The sequence below is a fragment of the Pseudomonas sp. 2hn genome (assembly GCF_019646095.1).
Classification (GTDB): domain Bacteria; phylum Pseudomonadota; class Gammaproteobacteria; order Pseudomonadales; family Pseudomonadaceae; genus Aquipseudomonas; species Aquipseudomonas peradeniyensis.
In genome coordinates this window covers 4835990-4856461 of the sequence record NZ_CP081016.1, presented here as the reverse complement: position 1 = coordinate 4856461, position 20472 = coordinate 4835990, and the positions used below count along the sequence as shown (strand labels likewise).

The following is a 20472-nucleotide window of genomic DNA, read 5'->3' as shown; positions in this document are numbered from 1 at the left end:
CGCGCGATCATACACGTGAAAAATCCGGACGGCGACGGTTGGTGTATCGCGGGGCAAGCCCGCTCCCACGCCTTTCGCGCACGGCGTGGGAGCGGGCTTGCCCCGCGAAGGGGAGTACCTGACAGCGGTTCCCCCGAAACCGGCGACGGCCCATAATGGCGGCCATTATAGGGCCTCGCGCCCTGTCGCAACGCCGAATTCGAGGAGATTTTTCATGGCCGTCGCCCTCAATACCCTGGTCGAGGAAGCCGAGCGCTACCTGGGCAGCGCGAAGATCCAGGACTACTGCCCCAACGGCCTGCAGGTCGAGGGCCGCCCCCAGGTCAGCCGTATCGTCAGCGGCGTGACCGCCAGCCAGGCGCTGCTGGACGCGGCGGTCGAGGCCGAGGCCGACCTGGTGCTGGTGCACCATGGCTACTTCTGGAAGGGCGAAAACCCGTGCATCACCGGGATCAAGCAGCGGCGCCTGAAGACCCTGCTCAAGCACGACATCAGCCTGCTGGCCTTCCACCTGCCGCTGGACGTGCACCCGGAAGTGGGCAACAACGTGCAGCTGGCGCGCCAGTTGGATATCACGGTCGAAGGCCCGCTGGACCCGAACAATCCCAAGGTGGTCGGCCTGGTCGGTTCGCTGGCGGAACCGGTGTCGGCGCGGGACTTCGCCCGTCGGGTACGCGAGGCGCTGGGGCGCGAGCCGTTGGTCGTCGAGGGTGAGCAGATGATCCGCCGGGTCGGCTGGTGCACCGGGGGCGGGCAGGGTTACATCGACACCGCCATCGCCGCCGGGGTCGACCTGTTCATCAGTGGCGAGGCCTCCGAGCAGACCTTCCACAGTGCCCGCGAGAACGGCGTGAGCTTCATCGCCGCCGGGCACCACGCCACCGAGCGCTATGGCGTGCAGGCGCTGGGGGACTACCTGGCGCGGCGGTTCGCGGTCGAGCACCTGTTCATCGATTGTCCGAATCCGATCTGATCCACCGCGGACGGCGGATACGGCTTCCTGTAGGAGCGGCCTTGCGCCGCGAAAGGGCTGCGAAGCAGCCCCAGGATTTCAGCGTTTATGCATAAATCGCCGGGGCTGCTTTGCAGCCCTTTCGCGGCACAAGGCCGCTCCTGCAGGGCCCAAACCCCCAGTCATATCGTTAGATTGTTTCGATCTAGGCAGCCTCCTAAATAGAATCAGGTGCTGTGATAAAGTGGCTCGCTCGAACACGGCCCGCAGGCCGTCCATAAGATCGTTTTTCGTGAGTAGCCATGGTCGACAATCTGACGCACTTGAAACAGCTGGAGGCGGAGAGCATCCACATCATCCGCGAGGTGGCCGCCGAGTTCGACAACCCGGTGATGCTGTACTCGATCGGCAAGGATTCCGCGGTCATGCTGCACCTGGCGCGCAAGGCGTTCTTCCCGGGCAAGCTGCCGTTCCCGGTGATGCACGTCGACACCCAGTGGAAGTTCCAGGAGATGTACCGCTTCCGCGACAAGATGGTCGAAGAGATGGGCCTGGAGCTGATCACCCACGTCAACCCCGAGGGTGTGGCGCAGGGCATCAACCCGTTCACCCATGGCAGCTCCAAGCACACCGACATCATGAAGACCCAGGGCCTGAAGCAGGCGCTGGACAAGCATGGCTTCGACGCCGCCTTCGGTGGCGCGCGCCGCGACGAAGAGAAGTCGCGGGCCAAGGAGCGCGTCTACTCGTTCCGTGACAGCAAGCACCGCTGGGACCCGAAGAACCAGCGCCCGGAGCTGTGGAACATCTACAACGGCAAGGTCAACAAGGGCGAGTCGATCCGCGTGTTCCCGCTGTCGAACTGGACCGAGCTGGACATCTGGCAGTACATCTACCTCGAAGGCATTCCGATCGTGCCGCTGTACTTCGCCGCCGAGCGCGAAGTGATCGAGAAGAACGGCACCCTGATCATGATCGACGACGAGCGCATCCTCGAGCACCTGAGCGACGAGGAAAAGGCGCGCATCGTCAAGAAGAAAGTGCGTTTCCGTACCCTGGGCTGCTACCCGCTGACGGGCGCGGTCGAGTCTGAAGCCGAGACCCTGACGGACATCATCCAGGAAATGCTCCTGACCCGAACGTCCGAGCGCCAGGGCCGCGTCATCGACCACGATGGCGCCGGTTCCATGGAAGACAAAAAACGCCAAGGCTACTTCTAATTTCAGGGTTTCCTCCATGTCGCACCAATCCGATTTGATCAGCGAGGACATCCTCGCCTACCTGGCCCAGCACGAGCGTAAAGAGCTGCTGCGCTTCCTGACCTGCGGCAACGTGGACGACGGCAAGAGCACCCTGATCGGGCGCCTGCTGCACGACTCGAAGATGATCTACGAGGACCACCTCGAGGCCATCACCCGCGACTCGAAAAAGTCCGGCACCACCGGCGAGGAAGTCGACCTGGCGCTGCTGGTGGACGGCCTGCAGGCCGAGCGCGAGCAGGGCATCACCATCGATGTCGCCTACCGCTACTTCTCCACCGCCAAGCGCAAGTTCATCATCGCCGACACCCCGGGCCACGAGCAGTACACCCGCAACATGGCCACCGGCGCGTCCACGTGCGACCTGGCGATCATCCTGGTCGATGCCCGCTACGGCGTGCAGACCCAGACCCGCCGGCACAGCTATATCGCCTCGTTGCTGGGCATCAAGCACATCGTCGTCGCGGTCAACAAGATGGACCTCAAGGGCTTCGACGAGCAGGTCTTCGAGTCGATCAAGGCCGACTACCTGAAGTTCGCCGAAGGCATCAACCTCAAGCCGAGCAGCCTGCACTTCGTGCCGATGTCGGCGCTCAAGGGCGACAACGTGGTCAACCGCAGCGAGCGTTCGCCGTGGTACACGGGCCCTGCGCTGATGGAGATCCTCGAAACCGTCGAGATCGCCGCCGACCGCAACGTCACCGACCTGCGTTTCCCGGTGCAGTACGTCAACCGTCCGAACCTGAACTTCCGTGGCTTCGCCGGTACCATCGCCGGTGGCGTGGTGCACAAGGGCGACGAGATCGTCGTGCTGCCGTCGGGCAAGAGCAGCCGGGTCAAGTCCATCGTCACCTACGAAGGCGAGTTGGAGAACGCCGGCCCCGGCCAGGCCGTGACCCTGACCATGGAAGACGAGATCGACATCTCCCGTGGCGACCTGCTGGTGCATGCCGACAACGTACCGTCGGTCACCGACCAGTTCGACGCCATGCTGGTGTGGATGGCCGAGGAGCCGATGCTCCCGGGCAAGAAATACGACATCAAGCGCGCCACCAGCTACGTGCCGGGCTCGATTGCCAGCATCACCCACAAGGTCGATGTGAACACCCTGGAGCAAGGCGCCGCCAGCGCACTGCAGCTCAACGAGATCGGCCGGGTCAAGGTCGCGCTGGACAGCGCCATCGCCCTGGACGGCTATGAGAGCAACCGCACCACCGGCGCGTTCATCGTCATCGACCGCCTGACCAACGGCACCGTCGGCGCCGGCATGATCATCGCCCCGCCGGTACTGCCGCACGGCAGCACCGGTCAGCACGGCAAGCTGGCCCATGTGTCCACCGAGGAGCGTGCCCTGCGCTTCGGCCAGCAGCCGGCCACCGTGCTGTTCAGCGGCCTGTCCGGCGCTGGCAAGAGCACCCTGGCCTACGCCGTGGAGCGCAAGCTGTTCGACATGGGGCGTGCGGTCTATGTGCTCGATGGCCAGAACCTGCGCCACGACCTGAACAAGGGCCTGCCGCAGGACCGCGCCGGCCGCACCGAGAACTGGCGCCGCGCCGCCCATGTGGCGCGCCAGTTCAACGAAGCCGGCCTGCTGACCCTGGCAGCGTTCGTTGCCCCGGATGCCGAAGGCCGCGAGCAGGCCAAGGCGCTGATCGGCAAGGAGCGTCTGGTCACCGTCTATGTGCAGGCGTCGCCGCTGGTGTGCCGTGAGCGTGATCCACAGGGGCTGTACGCGGCCGGTGGCGACAACATTCCGGGCGAGAGCTTCCCGTTCGATGTGCCGTTGGATGCGGACCTGGTGATCGACACCCAGTCGGTCAGCGTCGATGAGGGTGTCAAGTTGGTGCTGGATGTGCTGCGTCAGCGCGGCGCGATCTGAGTAACCGCGTGATCTGAGAAACCCCGCTTCGGCGGGGTTTTTTGTTTGGATCGGGAGAGCTGGGGCTGCTGTGCAGCCCTTTCGCGGCACAAGGCCGCTCCTACAGAACTGCGCGGTCCCCTGTAGGAGCGGCCTTGTGCCGCGAATGGGGCGCAGCGCGCCCCCGGCTTGCTAGATATGTTTCTCCGAAACCGGAATCACCCGCCGCTCCTTCACCGCCTTGTACGAAAAGCTCGAATAGATCTCCTTCACCCCCGGCAACCGTTGCAGCACCTCCCGGGTGAACTCGCCGAACGACTCCAGGTCCCGCGCCAGGATCTCCAGCAAAAAGTCATAGCGCCCGGAGATGTTGTGGCAGGCGACGATCTCGGGAATCTCCATCAGCCGCTGCTCGAACGCCAGGGCCATCTCCTTGGTGTGCGAGTCCATCATGATGCTGACGAACGCGGTCACCCCGAAGCCCAGCGACTTGGGTGAAAGAATGGCCTGGTAGCCGGTGATGTAGCCGTTGTCCTCCAGCAGCTTGACCCGCCGCCAGCAGGGCGAGGTGGTCAAGGCGACCTGGTCGGCGAGTTCGGAGACGGTCAGGCGGGCGTTGTCCTGCAGGGCGGCGAGCAGGGCGCGGTCGGTACGGTCGAGAGCTGAAGGCATGTCTTGCCCTCCTGGTTCTGTTTTTGTTGTTTTTCTTTCAAAACTTGCGCAATTGCGTGGGCAAATTTGGAAAAAGCGCGGCAGCTTGGTGGCATAAGCTTATAACAAACCACAAGAGGCTGTTGCCATGCGCGACTCCAACAAGAACACCGGTTTCTCCACGCGGGCCATCCACCATGGCTATGACCCGCTGTCCCACGGCGGCGCCCTGGTGCCGCCGGTTTACCAGACCGCCACTTATGCCTTCCCCACCGTCGAGTACGGCGCCGCTTGCTTCGCGGGCGAGGAACCGGGGCATTTCTATAGCCGCATTTCCAATCCGACCCTGGCCCTGCTCGAGCAGCGCATGGCGTCCCTGGAAGGGGGCGAGGCCGGGTTGGCGCTGGCCTCCGGCATGGGTGCCATCACCGCCACGCTATGGACCCTGCTACGCCCCGGTGACGAGCTGATCGTCGGCAGCACCCTGTACGGCTGCACCTTCGCCTACCTGCACCACGGCATCGGCGAGTTCGGCGTGAAGATCCGCCATGTCGACCTCAACGACATCCCGGCACTGCAGGCCGCGATCACGCCGAAGACGCGGATGATCTATTTCGAAACCCCCGCCAACCCCAACATGCAGCTGGTGGATATCGCCGCGGTGGTCGATGCCGCCCGTGGCCATGATTTGAGCATCGTGGTCGACAACACCTACTGCACGCCCTACCTGCAACGCCCGCTGGAGTTGGGCGTGGACCTGGTGGTGCATTCGGCCACCAAGTACCTGTCCGGGCATGGCGACATCACCGCCGGTCTGGTGGTCGGGCGCAAGGCGCTGATTGACCGCATCCGCCTGGAAGGGCTCAAGGACATGACCGGCGCGGTGCTGTCGCCCCATGACGCGGCGCTGCTGATGCGCGGCATCAAGACCCTGGCCCTGCGCATGGACCGTCACTGCGCCAATGCCCAGCAGGTGGCCGAGTTCCTCGCCGAACAATCACAGGTCGAGCTGCTGCACTACCCGGGCCTGCCGTCCTTCCCGCAGTACGCGTTGGCCCAGCGGCAGATGCGCCTGCCGGGCGGCATGATCGCCTTCGAACTCAAGGGCGGGATCGAGGCCGGCCGTCGCTTCATGAACGCCCTGCAGCTGTTCAGCCGCGCGGTGAGCCTGGGCGATGCCGAGTCGCTGGCCCAGCACCCGGCGAGCATGACCCACTCCAGCTATACCCAGCAGGAGCGTGCCGAGCATGGCATCTCGGAAGGGCTGGTGCGCCTGTCGGTGGGGCTGGAAGACATCGACGACCTGCTCGCCGACATTGCCCAGGCCCTGAAGGCCTGCGCCTGAACCGCCACGGACGAGGCCTGCGCGATGGTAGCGATGATGAACCCGAACGAGCCGTTGACGGCCCTGGAAGCCGCCCTGGACAGTGACCCCGGGGAAACCGCCGAGTGGTGCGAGGCCCTGTCCTCGACCTTGGCCCATTGCGGCCCGGCGCGGGCGCGCTACCTGCTGCAGCGCCTGCAGGCCCATGCCCTGGAGCTGGGCCTGGAGCGTGAGGCCCAGGCCTTCTCGGCCTACCGCAACACCTTGCCGGTGGAGCAGCAGGGCAACTATCCGGGCGACCTGGAACTGGACGAGCGAATCACCGGCATCCTGCGTTGGAATGCCCTGGCCATGGTGGTGCGGGCCAATCATGCCTACGGCGAGCTGGGCGGGCATATCGCCAGCTATGCCTCGGCGGCGGAAATCTTCGAGGTCGGTTTCCAGCATTTCTTCCGTGGCGAGGGCGGCGGCGCGCAGCGCAGTGGCGATCTGGTGTTCTTCCAGCCGCACTCGGCGCCGGGCATCTATGCCCGCGCCTTCCTCGAGGGGCGCCTGAGCGAGGCGCAACTGGCCAACTATCGCCAGGAGGTCGCGGGCAACGGCCTGTGCTCCTATCCGCATCCCTGGCTGATGCCCGAATTCTGGCAGTTCCCCACCGGCTCCATGGGCATCGGCCCGCTCAATGCCATCTACCAGGCCCGGTTCATGCGCTACCTGCAGCACCGTGGCCTGCTCGACACCTCGGCGCGGCATGTGTGGGGCGTGTTCGGCGATGGCGAGATGGACGAGCCGGAGTCGATTGCCGGCCTGACCCTGGCCGCCCGCGAAGGCCTGGACAACCTGACCTTCATCGTCAACTGCAACCTGCAGCGCCTGGACGGCCCGGTGCGTGGCAACGGCCAGATCATCCAGGAACTCGAAGCGCTGTTCAGCGGCGCCGGCTGGAACGTGATCAAGGTGCTCTGGGGCTCGGAGTGGGACGCGCTGTTCGCCCGGGATCATGAGCATGCGCTGCTGCGCCAGCTGGCGGCGACACCCGACGGGCAGTTCCAGACCCTCGGTGCCAAGGACGGCAGCTACAACCTCGAGCACTTCTTCAAGCAGAACCCGGCGCTGCAGCGCCTGGTGGCGCACATGAGCGCCGACGAGATCAACGCCCTCAAGCGTGGTGGCCACGATTTTCGCAAGCTGCATGCCGCCTATGCCGCGGCCAAGGCCTGCAAGGGCCGGCCGACGGTGATCCTGGCCAAGACCAAGAAAGGCTACGGCATGAGCAGTGCCGGTGAGTCGCGGATGACCGCGCACCAGGCCAAGAAGCTCGATGTGCAGGCGCTGCTGGCCTTCCGCGACCGCTTCCACCTGCCGCTGTCGGACGAGGAAGTGGAGCAGCTGCGCTTCTACCGTCCGCCCGCCGACAGCCCGGAGATGATCTACCTGCGCCAGCGCCGCGAGGCCCTGGGCGGGCCGCTGCCGGTGCGGCGCAGCGATTGCGTCGGCCTGCCCGTGCCAGACCTGGACAGCTTCGCCGGCTTCGCCCTGCGCGCCGAGGGCAAGGAGATGTCCACCACCATGGCCGCCGTGCGCCTGCTCGGCAACTGGCTCAAGGTGCCTGGGCTGGGGCCGCGGGTGGTGCCGATCGTCGCCGACGAGGCGCGGACCTTCGGCATGGCCAGTCTGTTCCGCCAGATCGGCATCTACTCGCCCCAGGGGCAACGCTACGAGCCGGAGGACGCCGGCTCGCTGCTGGTCTACAAGGAAGCGCGCGACGGCCAGTTGCTGGAGGAGGGCATCACCGAGGCCGGGGCGATCTCTTCGTGGATCGCGGCGGCGACTGCCTATGCGGTGCATGGCGAGGCGATGCTGCCGGTGTATATCTATTACTCGATGTTCGGTTTCCAGCGGGTCGGCGACCTGATCTGGGCCGCCGCCGACCAGCGCGCCCGCGGCCTGTTGCTCGGCGCCACCGCGGGGCGTACCACGCTGGGTGGCGAGGGGCTGCAGCACCAGGACGGCTCGAGCCTGGTCATGGCCTCCATGGTGCCCAACTGCCGCGCCTGGGACCCGTGCTTTGCCGGCGAGCTGGCGGTGATCCTCGACCATGCCGCACGGCGGATGCTGGTGGAGCAGCAGGATGAGTTCCACTACGTGGCGGTGATGAATGAAAACTACCCGCAGCCGTCGTTGCCCGAGGACGTGCACGAGGATGTGTTGCGAGGCATGTACCGGTTTGTCCGGCATGCGTCGGCAGCGCCTCGTGGCCAGGTGCGCTTGCTGGGCTCGGGCACCATCCTGCGCGAGGTGATCGCCGCCGGTGAGTTGCTGGCCAGTGATTGGCAGATCGACAGCGAAGTGTTCAGCGTTACCAGTTTCAGCGAGCTGGCGCGTGGGGCAAGGGATGCGCAGCGCCTGGCGATGGCCGGGGAACAGGGGGATTGCCACGTGCGTCGTTGCCTGCCTGGTGATGCCCCGGTGATTGCGGCCAGCGACTATGTGCGTGCCTGGCCGCAGCTGATTGCCGAGTATGTGCAGGCGCCCTACATCACCCTGGGCACCGATGGGTTCGGGCGCAGCGATACGCGTCAGCAACTGCGGCGGTTCTTTGAGGTGGATCGGCACGCGGTGGTGCTGGCGGCGTTGTACGGGCTGGTGTGCCAGGGCGTGTTGCCGGCGGATGTGCTGGGACAGGCGAGGGCGCGGTATGGGATTGGCGAGGAGGGGGCGGCCTGGTATCGGTGAGCTGATCTGGGCCGGCCCTGTCGCGGGGCAAGCCCGCTCCCACGGAAAACATGACTCTGTGAGTTAGATGGAACAGCGTGGGAGCGGGCTTGCCCCGCGATCACCGGCGAAGCCGGTGCCATACACCACAGCAAGCCCGCTCCCCCGCTGGTGCAATTTGCGACGTTTCCCTGCACGCCAGCGCCGCTGAGAGATCTTCTACAGGTATTGAGTGATATGGCGGGTAGATCCTGCCCACAAAAAAGGCCTCTTTCGAGGCCTTCTTCATGTCATCGACTTAGCGCTTGAGCCCGTAGCTCTCGTCGAGCATGCCCGGCGAGTTCGGGGCCTTTGGTGCGTAGTCGCGCGGCACCTCGGCGGTGTCCTTCGGCGGCGTCAGGCGATCACGCGGACCTTGCGCGGCTTCCGAGTGCAGCGCGGCCAGCAGGCGCTGGCGGGTCAGCTCGTCCAGGGCCAGGCGGTTGGCGCCGTCGGCCAGGTGGTCCTGGACGTCCTGGTAGCTCTGGGTCAGTTTCTTGACCAGCGAAGCGGTGCTGTTGAAGTGGGTCACCACTTCATTCTGGTAATTGTCGAAGCGCTGCTGGATGTCATCCAGCTGGCGTTGGGTGTTGCTCGGTGCCGCGTTGGGCAGCAGGCGGGCCAGCGCGAAACCGACGACGACGCCGACAACCAGGGCCAGGGTCGGCAGCAACCAAACAAGGAGCGAGTGTTCCACGAGTCCTTCCTCTATAAACGGCTTTGCTTTACGTTAACGGCTCAGACCTGCGCTGTATACCGCGAGCGATCGCAAATCAGAACAGAATTCCTCAGCTAGACGAGTCGACCCTCCTCGAGGTCACGGAGTAGTGCCTTGCTTATCCGCGAAACACCCTTGTTCATCGATGGCCCGAGCGGCCAGCTGGAAGCCTTGTACCTGGACGTGGCCGACGCCCGTGGCGCGGTGCTGATCTGCCACCCCAACCCGGTCCAGGGCGGCACCATGCTCAACAAGGTGGTGTCGACCCTGCAACGCACTGCCCGCGACGCCGGTTACATCACGTTGCGCTTCAACTATCGGGGCGTCGGCCAGAGCGCCGGCAGCCACGACATGGGCGCCGGTGAAGTGGCCGACGCCGAGGCCGCCGCGGCCTGGCTGCGCGCGCAGCATCCCGAACTGCCGCTGGTGCTGATGGGCTTCTCCTTCGGTGGTTTCGTCGCCGCCAGCCTGGCCGGTCGCCTGGAGGCCGGGGGCGTGGCCCTGCAGCAGCTGTTCATGATTGCCCCGGCGGTGATGCGGCTGAACGAACAGTTCCCGTTGCCCGAGCGCGTCGCCCTCACAGTGGTGCAGCCGGACACCGACGAAGTGGTCGATCCGCAGCTGGTCTACGACTGGTCGAATGACCTGTCGCGTCCCCATGAGCTGCTGAAAGTGGCAGAATGCGGGCACTTCTTCCATGGCAAGCTGACCGATCTGAAGGATCTGCTGCTGCCGCGCCTTTCGAACTGAGCCAAGCCTGAATAAGCGAACACCCATGACCACGCGCATCCTCACCGGTATCACCACCACCGGCACCCCGCACCTGGGCAACTACGCCGGCGCCATCCGCCCGGCCATCCTCGCCAGCCAGCAGCCCGGCGTCGACTCGTTCTACTTCCTGGCCGACTACCACGCCCTGATCAAGTGCGACGACCCGCAGCGCATCCAGCGCTCGCGCCTGGAAATCGCCGCCACCTGGCTGGCCGGTGGCCTGGATCCGAACAAGGTGACCTTCTACCGCCAGTCGGACATCCCCGAGATCCCCGAGCTGACCTGGCTGCTGACCTGCGTCGCCGCCAAGGGTCTGCTCAACCGCGCCCATGCCTACAAGGCCTCGGTGGACAAGAACGTCGAGGCCGGTGAAGACCCGGACGCCGGCGTGACCATGGGCCTGTTCAGCTATCCGGTGCTGATGGCCGCCGACATCCTGATGTTCAACGCCAACAAGGTGCCGGTCGGCCGCGACCAGATCCAGCACGTGGAAATGGCCCGCGACATCGGCCAGCGCTTCAACCACCTGTTCGGCCAGGGCAGGGACTTCTTCGCCCTGCCGGAAGCGGTGATCGAGGAGAGCGTCGCCACCCTGCCGGGCCTGGACGGGCGCAAGATGTCCAAGAGCTACGACAACACCATCCCGCTGTTCACCAGCGCCAAGGACATGAAGGACGCCATCTCGCGCATCGTCACCGACTCCAAGGCGCCGGGCGAGGCCAAGGATCCGGACAACGCGCACCTGTTCACCCTGTTCCAGGCCTTCTCCACGCCGGCGCAGTGCGCCGCGTTCCGCGAAGAGCTGGTGCAGGGCCTGGGCTGGGGCGAGGCCAAGCAGCGCCTGTTCCAGCTGCTCGACGGCCAGCTGGCCGAGAAGCGCGAGCACTATCACCAGCTGATCTCGCGCCCGTCGGACCTGGAGGACATTCTCCTGGCCGGTGCCGCCAAGGCCCGTAAGATCGCCACGCCGTTCCTCGAGCAGCTGCGCGAGGCGGTTGGCCTGCGTTCGTTCTGCACCACCGTGCAAGCCACCACTGAAGTGAAGAAGAAGGCTGCCAAGACTGCCCGCTTCGTCAGCTTCCGCGACGAGGACGGCAGCTTCCGCTTCCGCCTGCTGGCCGCCGATGGCGAGCAACTGCTGCTGTCGCGCAGCTTCGCCGATGGCAAGAGCGCCGGTGCGGTGAGCAAGCAACTGCAGCAAGGTGGCGAGGCCGATGTACGGGTCGAGGGCTTGAGCTTCAGCTTGTGGCTGGAGGGCGAGCAGGTTGCCGACGGGCCGCAGTTCGAGGCCGCCGAGGCCCGTGATGCGGCCATCGCAAGCCTGCGCGAGGCCCTGGCGCCACAGCAGGACTGAGCGCCCACCCTGTAGGAGCGGCCTTGTGCCGCGAAAGGGCCGCAAAGCGGCCCCGGCAATTCTGCATGAAGCGGAGATCCCGGGGCCGCTGCGCGGCCCTTTCGCGGCACAAGGCCGCTCCTACAGGTGCAGGTAATGAGTCAAGTGGTCGCATGTATCATTGCCATCAGGCGGGCCGGTCGCTACAGTGACGGCCCGTTTTTTGTTGCCTCGCTAACGAAATCATGACGCCCCTAGAACGATATCAAGCAGATCTGAAACGTCCCGACTTCTTCCATGACGCGGCGCAGGAAACTGCGGTGCGTCACCTGCAGCGCCTGTATGACGACCTGGTGCGCGCGCAGAACAACAAGCCGGGCATGTTCGGCAAGCTGTTCGGCAAGAAGGAGCAGACGCCGGTCAAGGGCCTGTATTTCTGGGGCGGGGTAGGGCGAGGCAAGACCTACCTGGTCGACACCTTCTATGAAGCGCTGCCGTTCAAGCAGAAGATGCGCACGCACTTCCACCGCTTCATGAAGCGCGTCCACGAGGAGATGAAGACCCTCAAGGGCGAGAAGAACCCGCTGACCATCATCGCCAAGCGCTTCAGCGAAGAGGCCAAGGTGATTTGCTTCGACGAGTTCTTCGTCTCCGACATCACCGATGCGATGATCCTCGGTACCCTGATGGAAGAGCTGTTCAAGAACGGCGTGTCGCTGGTGGCCACCTCCAACATCGTCCCCGACGGCCTGTACAAGGACGGCCTGCAGCGCGCGCGCTTCCTGCCGGCCATCGCCATGATCAAGCAGTACACCGACGTGGTGAACGTCGACAGCGGCGTGGACTACCGGTTGCGCCATCTGGAGCAGGCCGAACTGTTCCACTTCCCGCTCGACGCCGCAGCCCACGAGAGCTTGCGGGCGAGCTTCAAGGCGCTGACTCCGGAGTGCACCCAGGCCGTCGAGAACGATGTGCTGATAATCGAAAACCGCGAGATCCACGCCCTGCGCACCTGTGACGACGTCGCCTGGTTCGACTTCCGCGCCCTGTGCGATGGGCCGCGCAGCCAGAACGACTACATCGAACTGGGCAAGATCTTCCACGCTGTGCTGCTGAGCAATGTCGAGCAGATGGGCGTGACCACCGACGACATCGCCCGGCGCTTCATCAACATGGTCGACGAGTTCTACGACCGTAACGTGAAGCTGATCATCTCGGCGGAAGTGGAGCTGAAGGACCTGTATACCGGTGGACGCCTGAGCTTCGAGTTCCAGCGTACCCTGAGCCGGTTGCTGGAGATGCAGTCCCACGAGTTCCTGTCGCGGGCGCACAAGCCGTAAGAATCTGGGGCCGCTTTGCGGCCCTTTCGCGGCACAAGGCCGCTCCTACAGGAGTCACGCGATCCCTGTAGGAGCGGCCTTGTGCCGCGAAAGGGCTGCAAAGCAGCCCCGGCGATTTTCAGGCTTCCTGCATGAACTGCTGCCGATACTGGTTCGGCGACAGCTCGGTGTGCTGGCGGAACAACCGAGCGAAGAAGCTCGCGTCGTCGTACCCCACCTCATAGCTGATGGTCTTGATGCTCTTGCGCGTGCTCGACAGCAGGCCCTTGGCCGTCTCGATCCGTAGCCGTTGCAAGTAGTGCAGCGGCTTGTCGCCGGTGGCGCTCTGGAAGCGGCGCATGAAGTTGCGGATGCTCATGCCGTGGTTGCGGGCCACGTCCTCGAAGCGGAACTTGTCGGCGAAGTGCTCCTCGAGCCAGTGCTGGATCTGCAGGATGATCAGGTCCTGGTGCAGCTTCTGGCCGCCGAAGCCCATGCGCCCCGGCGTGTAGCTGCGCTGCACCTCGTAGAGGATGTCGCGGGCCACGGCGCGGGCCACGTTGGCGCCGCAGAAACGCTCGATCAGGTAGATGTACAGGTCGCAGGCCGAGGTGGTGCCGCCGGCGCAGTACAGGTTGTCGGCGTCGGTCAGGTGCTTGTCCTGGTTCAGGCGGATCTTCGGGAAGCGCTCGGCGAAGCTGGCGAAGAAGCGCCAGTAGGTGGTTGCCTCCTTGCCATCGAGCAGCCCGGATTCGGCCAACCAGAACACGCCGCTGGCCTCGGCGCACAGCACCGCGCCGCGGGCATGCTGCTCGCGCAGCCAGGGCAGGACCTGGGGGTAGCGTTGCAGCAGGTTGTCGAAGTCGTCCCAGAAGGCCGGCAGGATGATCACGTCGGCGTCGTTCAGGCCGCTGTCGACCGGCAGCTGCACGTTGCTGAAGCTGTCCACGGGCAAGCCGTCCGGGCTCACCAGGCCGATCTCGAACATCGGCTGCAGGCCCAGGCCCAACTGCTTGCTGTAGCGCAGGCTGGCCAGGTGGAAGAAATCCTTGGCCTGCATCAGTGTCGAAGCGAACACTTTGTCCACGGCCAGGATGCTGACGCGCCGCAAGGACGCGGAGGGTTGGGTAAACATCATTGTCATTGTTCTTATAGGGTAGAGTGGTCAATCACCGGCTGGATCGTCTTATTTTTTGGCGATTGTGTCTACCCCGCCAAAGTACGATCTCCATCGCGGGGCAAGCCCGCTCCCACGCCTGCCCCGCGATGGGTTATTGGCTCAAGGCGCCGGGTTCGGTTGCTCCTGATGCACCACCTCGATCGCCGCCAGCAGCTCATCGCCCAGGTTCAGCGCCTGGCTGTCGATATTGCTGCGCAACTGCTCGAGGCTGGTGGCGCCGATGATGTTGCTGGTCACGAACGGCTGGCGCGTCACGAAGGCCAGCGCCATCTGCGCCGGGTCCAGCCCGTGTTCACGGGCCAGCTGCACGTAGCGGCTGCAGGCAGCCACGGTCTGTGGGTTGGAGTAGCGGGCGAAGCGGCTGAACAGGGTCAGGCGGGCATTTGCCGGGCGGGCGCCGTTTTCATACTTGCCCGAGAGCATGCCGAAGGCCAGCGGCGAATAGGCCAGCAGGCCGCACTGCTCGCGGATCGCCACCTCCGCCAGGCCCACCTCGAAGCTGCGGTTGAGCAGGTTGTAGGGGTTCTGGATCGACACCGCCCGTGGCCAGCCGCGGGTCTCGGCCAGGTGCAGGAACTTCAGGGTGCCCCACGGGGTTTCGTTGGACAGGCCGATGTGGCGGATCTTGCCGGCGCGGACCTGGTCGTCGAGCACCTCCAGGGTTTCCTCCAGCGGGGTGAAGATATCCTGGGGCAGGTGCTGGTAGCCGAGCTTGCCGAAGAAGTTGGTGCTGCGCTCGGGCCAGTGCAACTGGTACAGGTCGATGCGGTCGGTCCGCAGGCGCTTCAGGCTCTCGTCCAGGGCGGCGACGATGTGCTGGCGGTTGTGTTTGAGCTGGCCGTCGCGGATGTGGCTGATGCCATTGCCGGGGCCGGCGACCTTGCTGGCCAGGATCCAGTCGTCACGGTCGCCGTTGGCGGCGAACCAGTTTCCGATGATGCGCTCGGTGGCGGCGTAGGTTTCCGGGCGCGGTGGCACCGGGTACATCTCGGCGGTGTCGATGAAATTGATGCCGCAGGCCTTGGCCAGGGCGATCTGGGCGAAGGCCTGCTCCTGGGTGTTCTGCTCGCCCCAGGTCATGGTGCCCAGGCACAGGGCGCTGACGTTGAGGTCGGTACGGCCGAGCTTGCGGTATTGCATCGGGAAGACGCTCCATGGCAAAGAGGCCCATAAAAGCAGGTTGAAATTTTTCCTGCAATCTGGATAATTCGGCCCCTCTCCGTGTGGCGGAAGTGATGCACCACCATGCAGGGGAACCCTTGTCGAACATTGGCGTGCCCGACCCGAGCCCCCAAAAGCGTCAGCGTTCGGCTGCGCGCTTGCCCTTGGCAAGCTGTGCACTATCCAGTAAGATTCGCCGTCTATTTTTCGCTGGGCGGCCTCTGAGGCTTTAGAGAATGAAAACTTTTACTGCTAAACCGGAAACAGTAAAGCGCGAGTGGTTCGTAGTCGACGCCGCTGGTCAGACCCTGGGTCGTCTGGCTACCGAAATCGCTAGCCGCCTGCGTGGCAAGCACAAGCCAGAATACACCCCTCACGTTGACACCGGCGACTACATCGTCGTCATCAACGCCGAGCAAATCCGTGTGACTGGTGCCAAGTCTTCCGACAAGATGTACTACTCCCACTCCGGCTTCCCGGGCGGTATCAAGGAAATCAACTTCGAGAAGTTGATCGCCAAGGCCCCTGAGCGTGTTATCGAAACCGCGGTCAAAGGCATGCTGCCGAAGAACCCGCTGGGTCGCGACATGTACCGCAAGCTGAAAGTGTACGCGGGTGCAGCTCACCCACACACTGCTCAGCAGCCTCAAGAACTGAAGATCTAACGGGATAGTTCATTATGTCGGCGACTCAAAACTACGGCACTGGCCGTCGCAAGACCGCAACCGCACGTGTATTCCTGCGTCCGGGCACTGGCAACATTTCCATCAACAACCGTTCTCTGGACGTGTTCTTCGGCCGCGAAACCGCTCGCATGGTTGTTCGCCAGCCGCTGGAACTGACCGAGACCGTTGAGAAGTTCGACATCTACGTCACCGTTTCCGGTGGTGGTGTCAGCGGTCAAGCCGGTGCAATCCGCCACGGCATCACCCGCGCCCTGATGGAATACGACGAAACCCTGCGTGGCGCCCTGCGTCGTGCTGGCTACGTCACCCGCGACGCTCGTGAAGTCGAGCGTAAGAAAGTGGGTCTGCGTAAAGCGCGTAAGCGTCCTCAGTACTCCAAGCGTTAATACCGCTTCGGCAGTCGAAAAAAGCCCGGTTCCTTTTTGGAACCGGGCTTTTTTTATGTCTTGAACTAACCTCTCTGTCAGTCCGTGGCCGTTTGTCGCATAGACACAGATCAAGCAAAGCGAGGGTTGTAGCCCGACGAGCGGGTAATCACCTTGTCAGCGTGTGGATTTGTTCCTTACCATTGCGGCCAATTTTTAGTGCCACAGACATACCTAAGTAGATGCCTGTTAGAGCAGGCCAAGCAAGCTGATGGGAGAGGACTGAATGAGCAATGACGGCGTCAACGCAGGCCGGCGCCGCTTCCTCGTAGCCGCGACATCCGTGGTCGGGGCAGCGGGGGCAGTGGGGGCTGCGGTACCGTTCGTGGGGTCATGGTTTCCCAGTGCCAAGGCGAAAGCCGCAGGGGCACCGGTGAAGGTCAATATCGCCAAGGTCGAGCCCGGCCAGCAGATGGTGGCCGAGTGGCGCGGTCAACCTGTATTCATCGTGCGGCGAACGGAAGAGATCCTCGGCAATCTGAAAAAGATCACCGGTGAGCTGTCCGACCCCGAATCCAAGGCGTCGGTGCAGCCGACCTACGTCGATCCGCAAGTTCGCTCGATCAAGCCCGAGATCCTCATCCTGGTCGGCCTGTGCACGCACCTGGGCTGCTCGCCGACGTTCCGTCCTGAAGTCGCTCCCGCCGACCTCGGCCCGAAATGGGTCGGTGGCTATTTCTGCCCGTGCCACGGCTCGCACTACGACCTCGCCGGGCGCGTCTACAAGTCCCAGCCGGCGCCTCTCAACCTGCCAGTGCCACCGCACTCGTACGAGTCGGACGAAATCATCGTCATCGGCGTCGATCAGGAGAACGCATGATGAGCAAGTTCATGGAGTGGATCGATGCGCGCTTCCCCGCGACGAAGATGTGGGAAGACCATCTGAGCAAGTATTACGCGCCCAAGAACTTCAACTTCCTGTACTTCTTCGGCTCCCTGGCACTGCTGGTGCTGGTCAACCAGATCGTCACCGGCGTGTGGCTGACCATGAGTTTCACCCCCTCGGCGGAAGAGGCCTTCGCCTCGGTCGAGTACATCATGCGCGACGTCGAGTACGGCTGGATCCTGCGCTACCTGCACTCCACCGGCGCCTCGGCGTTTTTCATCGTGGTCTACCTGCACATGTTCCGCGGGTTGCTCTACGGCTCCTACCAGAAGCCACGCGAACTGGTCTGGCTGTTCGGCATGCTGATCTACCTGGCGCTGATGGCCGAGGCGTTCATGGGCTACCTGCTGCCATGGGGTCAGATGTCCTATTGGGGCGCCCAGGTGATCATCTCGCTGTTCGGCGCGATCCCGGTCATCGGTGACGACCTGACCCAGTGGATCCGCGGTGACTACCTGATCTCCGGCATCACCCTTAACCGCTTCTTCGCCCTGCATGTGGTGGCCCTGCCGATCGTGATCCTCGGCCTGGTGGTGCTGCACATCCTGGCGTTGCACGAAGTGGGGTCGAACAACCCCGATGGCGTGGACATCAAGAAGAAAAAGGACGAGAACGGCATCCCGCTGGATGGTATCCCGTTCCACCCGTACTACACCGTCAAGGATATCGCCGGCGTGGTGGTGTTCCTCTTCGTGTTCTGTGCGGTGGTGTTCTTCTTCCCGGAAATGGGTGGCTACTTCCTGGAAAAACCGAACTTCGAACAGGCCAACGCCTTCAAGACGCCTGAGCACATCGCACCGGTGTGGTACTTCACGCCGTTCTACGCGATCCTGCGTGCGGTGCCCGACAAACTGTTCGGGGTCATCGCCATGGGCGCCGCCATCGCCGTGCTGTTCGTGTTGCCCTGGCTTGACCGCAGTCCCGTGCGCTCCATGCGCTACAAGGGCTGGCTGAGCAAGATCTGGTTGCTGGTGTTCTGCGTGTCCTTCGTCATCCTTGGCGTGCTGGGCGTACTGGCGCCAACCCCGGGGCGTACCTTGTTGTCGCAGGTGTGCACGGTGTTGTACTTCGCCTACTTCCTGCTGATGCCGTTCTACACAAGGCTCGAGAAGACCAAACCGGTTCCGGAAAGGGTGACTGGCTGATGAAAAAGTTGATTGCAGTATGCTTGCTGGCACTGATGCCTAGCCTTTCGTTTGCCGCCGAACATGGCCTGGAGCTGGACAAGGTCGATATTGACCTGACCGACAAGGCCGCGATGCAGGATGGCGCGCGCACCTTCGCCAACTATTGCATGGGTTGCCACAGCGCCAAGTTCCAGCGTTACGAGCGCGTCGCCGACGACCTGGGGATCCCGCATGAGCTTATGCTCGAGAACCTGGTGTTCACCGGCGCCAAGATCGGCGACCACATGAAGATCGGCATGCAGCCCAACGATGCCAAGACCTGGTTCGGCGCCGCGCCGCCCGACCTGACCCTGGTCGCCCGGGTGCGTGGCAACGACTGGCTGTACACCTACCTGCGCAGCTTCTACGAGGACAAGTCGCGGCCATACGGGGTGAACAACAAGGTCTTCCCCAACGTCGGCATGCCCAACGTGCTGGTGGGCCTGCAGGGCAACCAGGTGATCGGTTGCAAGCAGGTGCAGACCGAGGTCGATGGCAAGAAGCAGTTCGACCCGCTGACCGGCAGCCCGCTGACCCATGAGGCGTGCGACCAGCTGACCGTGGAGGAGAAATCCGGTACCCTGACGGCCGAGCAGTTCGACGAGAAGGTCAAGAACCTGGTGACCTTCCTGGCCTATTCGGCCAACCCGGTCAAACTGGAAAGCCAGCGCATCGGTACCTACGTGTTGCTGTACCTGGCTTTCTTCTTCGTGTTCGCCTACTTGCTCAAGCGCGAATACTGGAAGGACGTGCACTGATCACGCAGTAGTTTCTGGTAGTTGAACGCGCCCGGGGGGCTCCAGCGATAGTGCTGGGGCGCCCCGGGCGCGTTTTCATTTAAGTTTTACAAGCATCCCGTGCGAGGAGGCGCTACATGGGCGCAACCAACAGGTTAGCCTGCTATTCCGACCCCGCTGATCATTACTCTCATCGGGTCCGCCTGGTGCTCGCGGAGAAAGGCGTCACGGTGCAGATCATCGATGTCGACGCCAATCGCCTGCCGCCCAAGCTGATTGAAGTGAACCCTTACGGCAGCTTGCCGACCCTGGTCGATCGCGACCTGGCGCTGTACGAGTCGACCGTGGTGATGGAGTACCTCGAGGAGCGTTATCCGCACCCGCCGCTGATGCCGGTCTACCCGGTGGCCCGGGGCAACAGCCGCCTGCTGATGCACCGCATCCAGCGTGACTGGTGCGCCCTGGCCGACACCGTGCTCGATGCGCGCAGCAGCGATGCGGCACGCACCCAGGCGCGCAAGGAACTGCGCGAGAGCCTGACCGGCGTGGCCCCGCTGTTCGGCGAGATGGCCTGCTTCATGAGCGAGGAGCAAAGCCTGGTCGATTGCTGTCTACTGCCCATTCTCTGGCGTTTGCCGGTGATGGGGATCGAATTGCCGCGGCAGGCCAAGCCGCTGCTGGACTACATGGAGCGACAGTTCGCCCGCGAGCCTTTCCAGGCGAGCCTGTCCGCTGCCGAACGTGAAATGCGCAAGGTTTAAGAGGAACCGTTGATGAACTCCAGTCGCCCCTATCTGGTTCGTGCGCTATACGAGTGGATCGTCGACAACGATTGCACGCCGCATATGCTGGTCAATGCCGAGTATCCGGCGGTCCAGGTACCCCAGGGTTTCGCCAGCGATGGCCAGATCGTCCTGAACATCTCCCCCAGTGCCGTGCGCAGCCTGCACATGGACAACGAGGCGGTGAGCTTCGAAGGCCGCTTCGGCGGCGTGGCACACTCGCTCTATGTGCCGGTCGGCGCCATCCTCGGGATCTACGCCCGGGAGAACGGCCAGGGCATGGTCTTCGAGCTGGAGCCGCCGCTCGAGGACGAGGATGACCTTGAAGACGATGCCGTGGAGCCGGATGACCAGGGGCCGCCCGAGCCGCCGCGCCCGAGTGGCCGTCCAAGCCTGAAGGTGGTCAAGTAACTGCGCCGTCAGAAGATCCCGGCCGCTGCGCGAGCCTCATGGAGCGCATGCCTGTGTTTTGTGACAGCTGTTGGCTATTTATTAACGCCGATTGACATA

The 20472-nt window shown here is 63.9% G+C and carries 19 protein-coding genes; 15 read left to right on the top strand and 4 right to left on the bottom strand.

The genetic code is table 11. The features are described from left to right. Nucleotides 1–214 precede the first annotated feature (214 nt). The 3 genes from K2O50_RS21935 to cysN all read left to right on the top strand — a co-directional run bounded on the left by K2O50_RS21935 (nt 215) and on the right by cysN (nt 4090). Entirely contained in the window at nt 215–973 is a 759-nt protein-coding gene (locus K2O50_RS21935; RefSeq protein ID WP_028689771.1) for a Nif3-like dinuclear metal center hexameric protein, read from the top strand. A 281-nt stretch (nt 974–1254) separates the two neighbouring features. Next, the gene (gene cysD, locus K2O50_RS21930; protein ID WP_011535568.1) at nt 1255–2172 is read left to right on the top strand and encodes a sulfate adenylyltransferase subunit CysD; all 918 of its coding nucleotides are present in this window, start codon (nt 1255–1257) and stop codon (nt 2170–2172) included. Nucleotides 2173–2188: 16 nt separating this feature from the next. After that, nucleotides 2189–4090 carry a sulfate adenylyltransferase subunit CysN gene (gene cysN, locus K2O50_RS21925; RefSeq protein ID WP_050703826.1) on the top strand — a complete coding sequence of 634 codons (1902 nt, stop codon included), beginning with the start codon at nt 2189–2191 and terminating at the stop codon, nt 4088–4090. 171 nt (nt 4091–4261) lie between these two features. Here the strand turns inward: cysN and K2O50_RS21920 are convergent, their stop codons facing one another. Further along, nucleotides 4262–4741: an Lrp/AsnC family transcriptional regulator gene (locus K2O50_RS21920; protein ID WP_028689769.1), complete on the bottom strand. Its 480-nt coding sequence runs from the start codon at nt 4739–4741 to the stop codon at nt 4262–4264. 127 nt (nt 4742–4868) lie between these two features. Between K2O50_RS21920 and K2O50_RS21915 the strand changes: the two genes are divergently transcribed. Beyond that, complete coding sequence (locus tag K2O50_RS21915; RefSeq protein ID WP_050703827.1) at nt 4869–6065, top strand: methionine gamma-lyase; 1197 nt, start codon at nt 4869–4871, stop codon at nt 6063–6065. A gap of 24 nt (nt 6066–6089) precedes the next feature. Continuing rightward, on the top strand, nt 6090–8780 hold the full coding sequence (gene mdeB, locus K2O50_RS21910; RefSeq protein ID WP_050703828.1) for an alpha-ketoglutarate dehydrogenase: 2691 nt from the start codon (nt 6090–6092) through the stop codon (nt 8778–8780). Between the two features lie 277 nt (nt 8781–9057). Here the strand turns inward: mdeB and K2O50_RS21905 are convergent, their stop codons facing one another. Beyond that, nucleotides 9058–9495, bottom strand: coding sequence for a YhcB family protein (locus K2O50_RS21905; protein ID WP_028689766.1), 438 nt, complete (start codon nt 9493–9495; stop codon nt 9058–9060). Nucleotides 9496–9630: 135 nt separating this feature from the next. Here K2O50_RS21905 and K2O50_RS21900 point away from each other — a divergent pair, with 135 nt between their 5' ends. The 3 genes from K2O50_RS21900 (at nt 9631) to zapE (ending at nt 12960) form a co-directional block, all read left to right on the top strand. Continuing rightward, nucleotides 9631–10266, top strand: a complete 636-nt coding sequence (locus K2O50_RS21900) for an alpha/beta hydrolase (RefSeq protein WP_050703829.1) — start codon at nt 9631–9633, stop codon at nt 10264–10266. Nucleotides 10267–10291: 25 nt separating this feature from the next. After that, nucleotides 10292–11641, top strand: a complete 1350-nt coding sequence (locus tag K2O50_RS21895) for a tryptophan--tRNA ligase (RefSeq protein ID WP_050703830.1) — start codon at nt 10292–10294, stop codon at nt 11639–11641. 224 nt (nt 11642–11865) lie between these two features. Then, the gene (gene zapE, locus K2O50_RS21890; protein WP_050703831.1) at nt 11866–12960 is read left to right on the top strand and encodes a cell division protein ZapE; all 1095 of its coding nucleotides are present in this window, start codon (nt 11866–11868) and stop codon (nt 12958–12960) included. A gap of 118 nt (nt 12961–13078) precedes the next feature. Here the strand turns inward: zapE and K2O50_RS21885 are convergent, their stop codons facing one another. Together K2O50_RS21885 and K2O50_RS21880 are read right to left on the bottom strand one after the other, a co-directional pair. Then, nucleotides 13079–13975 carry a GlxA family transcriptional regulator gene (locus K2O50_RS21885; RefSeq protein WP_167388431.1) on the bottom strand — a complete coding sequence of 299 codons (897 nt, stop codon included), beginning with the start codon at nt 13973–13975 and terminating at the stop codon, nt 13079–13081. A gap of 243 nt (nt 13976–14218) precedes the next feature. Next, on the bottom strand, nt 14219–15259 hold the full coding sequence (locus K2O50_RS21880) for an NADP(H)-dependent aldo-keto reductase (protein WP_050703832.1): 1041 nt from the start codon (nt 15257–15259) through the stop codon (nt 14219–14221). Nucleotides 15260–15516: 257 nt separating this feature from the next. Here K2O50_RS21880 and rplM point away from each other — a divergent pair, with 257 nt between their 5' ends. The 7 genes from rplM to K2O50_RS21845 all read left to right on the top strand — a co-directional run bounded on the left by rplM (nt 15517) and on the right by K2O50_RS21845 (nt 20373). Beyond that, nucleotides 15517–15945: a 50S ribosomal protein L13 gene (rplM, locus tag K2O50_RS21875; protein ID WP_008097538.1), complete on the top strand. Its 429-nt coding sequence runs from the start codon at nt 15517–15519 to the stop codon at nt 15943–15945. Between the two features lie 14 nt (nt 15946–15959). Further along, nucleotides 15960–16352, top strand: a complete 393-nt coding sequence (rpsI, locus tag K2O50_RS21870; protein ID WP_003260797.1) for a 30S ribosomal protein S9 — start codon at nt 15960–15962, stop codon at nt 16350–16352. Between the two features lie 265 nt (nt 16353–16617). Then, nucleotides 16618–17211, top strand: coding sequence for a ubiquinol-cytochrome c reductase iron-sulfur subunit (petA, locus tag K2O50_RS21865; protein WP_023628711.1), 594 nt, complete (start codon nt 16618–16620; stop codon nt 17209–17211). Beyond that, a complete protein-coding gene (locus K2O50_RS21860; RefSeq protein WP_046857021.1) occupies nt 17211–18422 on the top strand; it encodes a cytochrome bc complex cytochrome b subunit in 1212 nt (403 codons plus the stop codon). The genes petA and K2O50_RS21860 overlap by 1 nt, the downstream gene beginning before the upstream one ends. Beyond that, nucleotides 18422–19201, top strand: a complete 780-nt coding sequence (locus K2O50_RS21855; protein ID WP_050703833.1) for a cytochrome c1 — start codon at nt 18422–18424, stop codon at nt 19199–19201. Before K2O50_RS21860 ends, K2O50_RS21855 begins: the two co-directional genes overlap by 1 nt. A gap of 116 nt (nt 19202–19317) precedes the next feature. Further along, nucleotides 19318–19941 carry a glutathione S-transferase N-terminal domain-containing protein gene (locus tag K2O50_RS21850; protein ID WP_050703834.1) on the top strand — a complete coding sequence of 208 codons (624 nt, stop codon included), beginning with the start codon at nt 19318–19320 and terminating at the stop codon, nt 19939–19941. 12 nt (nt 19942–19953) lie between these two features. Beyond that, nucleotides 19954–20373, top strand: a complete 420-nt coding sequence (locus K2O50_RS21845) for a ClpXP protease specificity-enhancing factor (protein ID WP_050703835.1) — start codon at nt 19954–19956, stop codon at nt 20371–20373. Nucleotides 20374–20472: the final 99 nt, after the last annotated feature.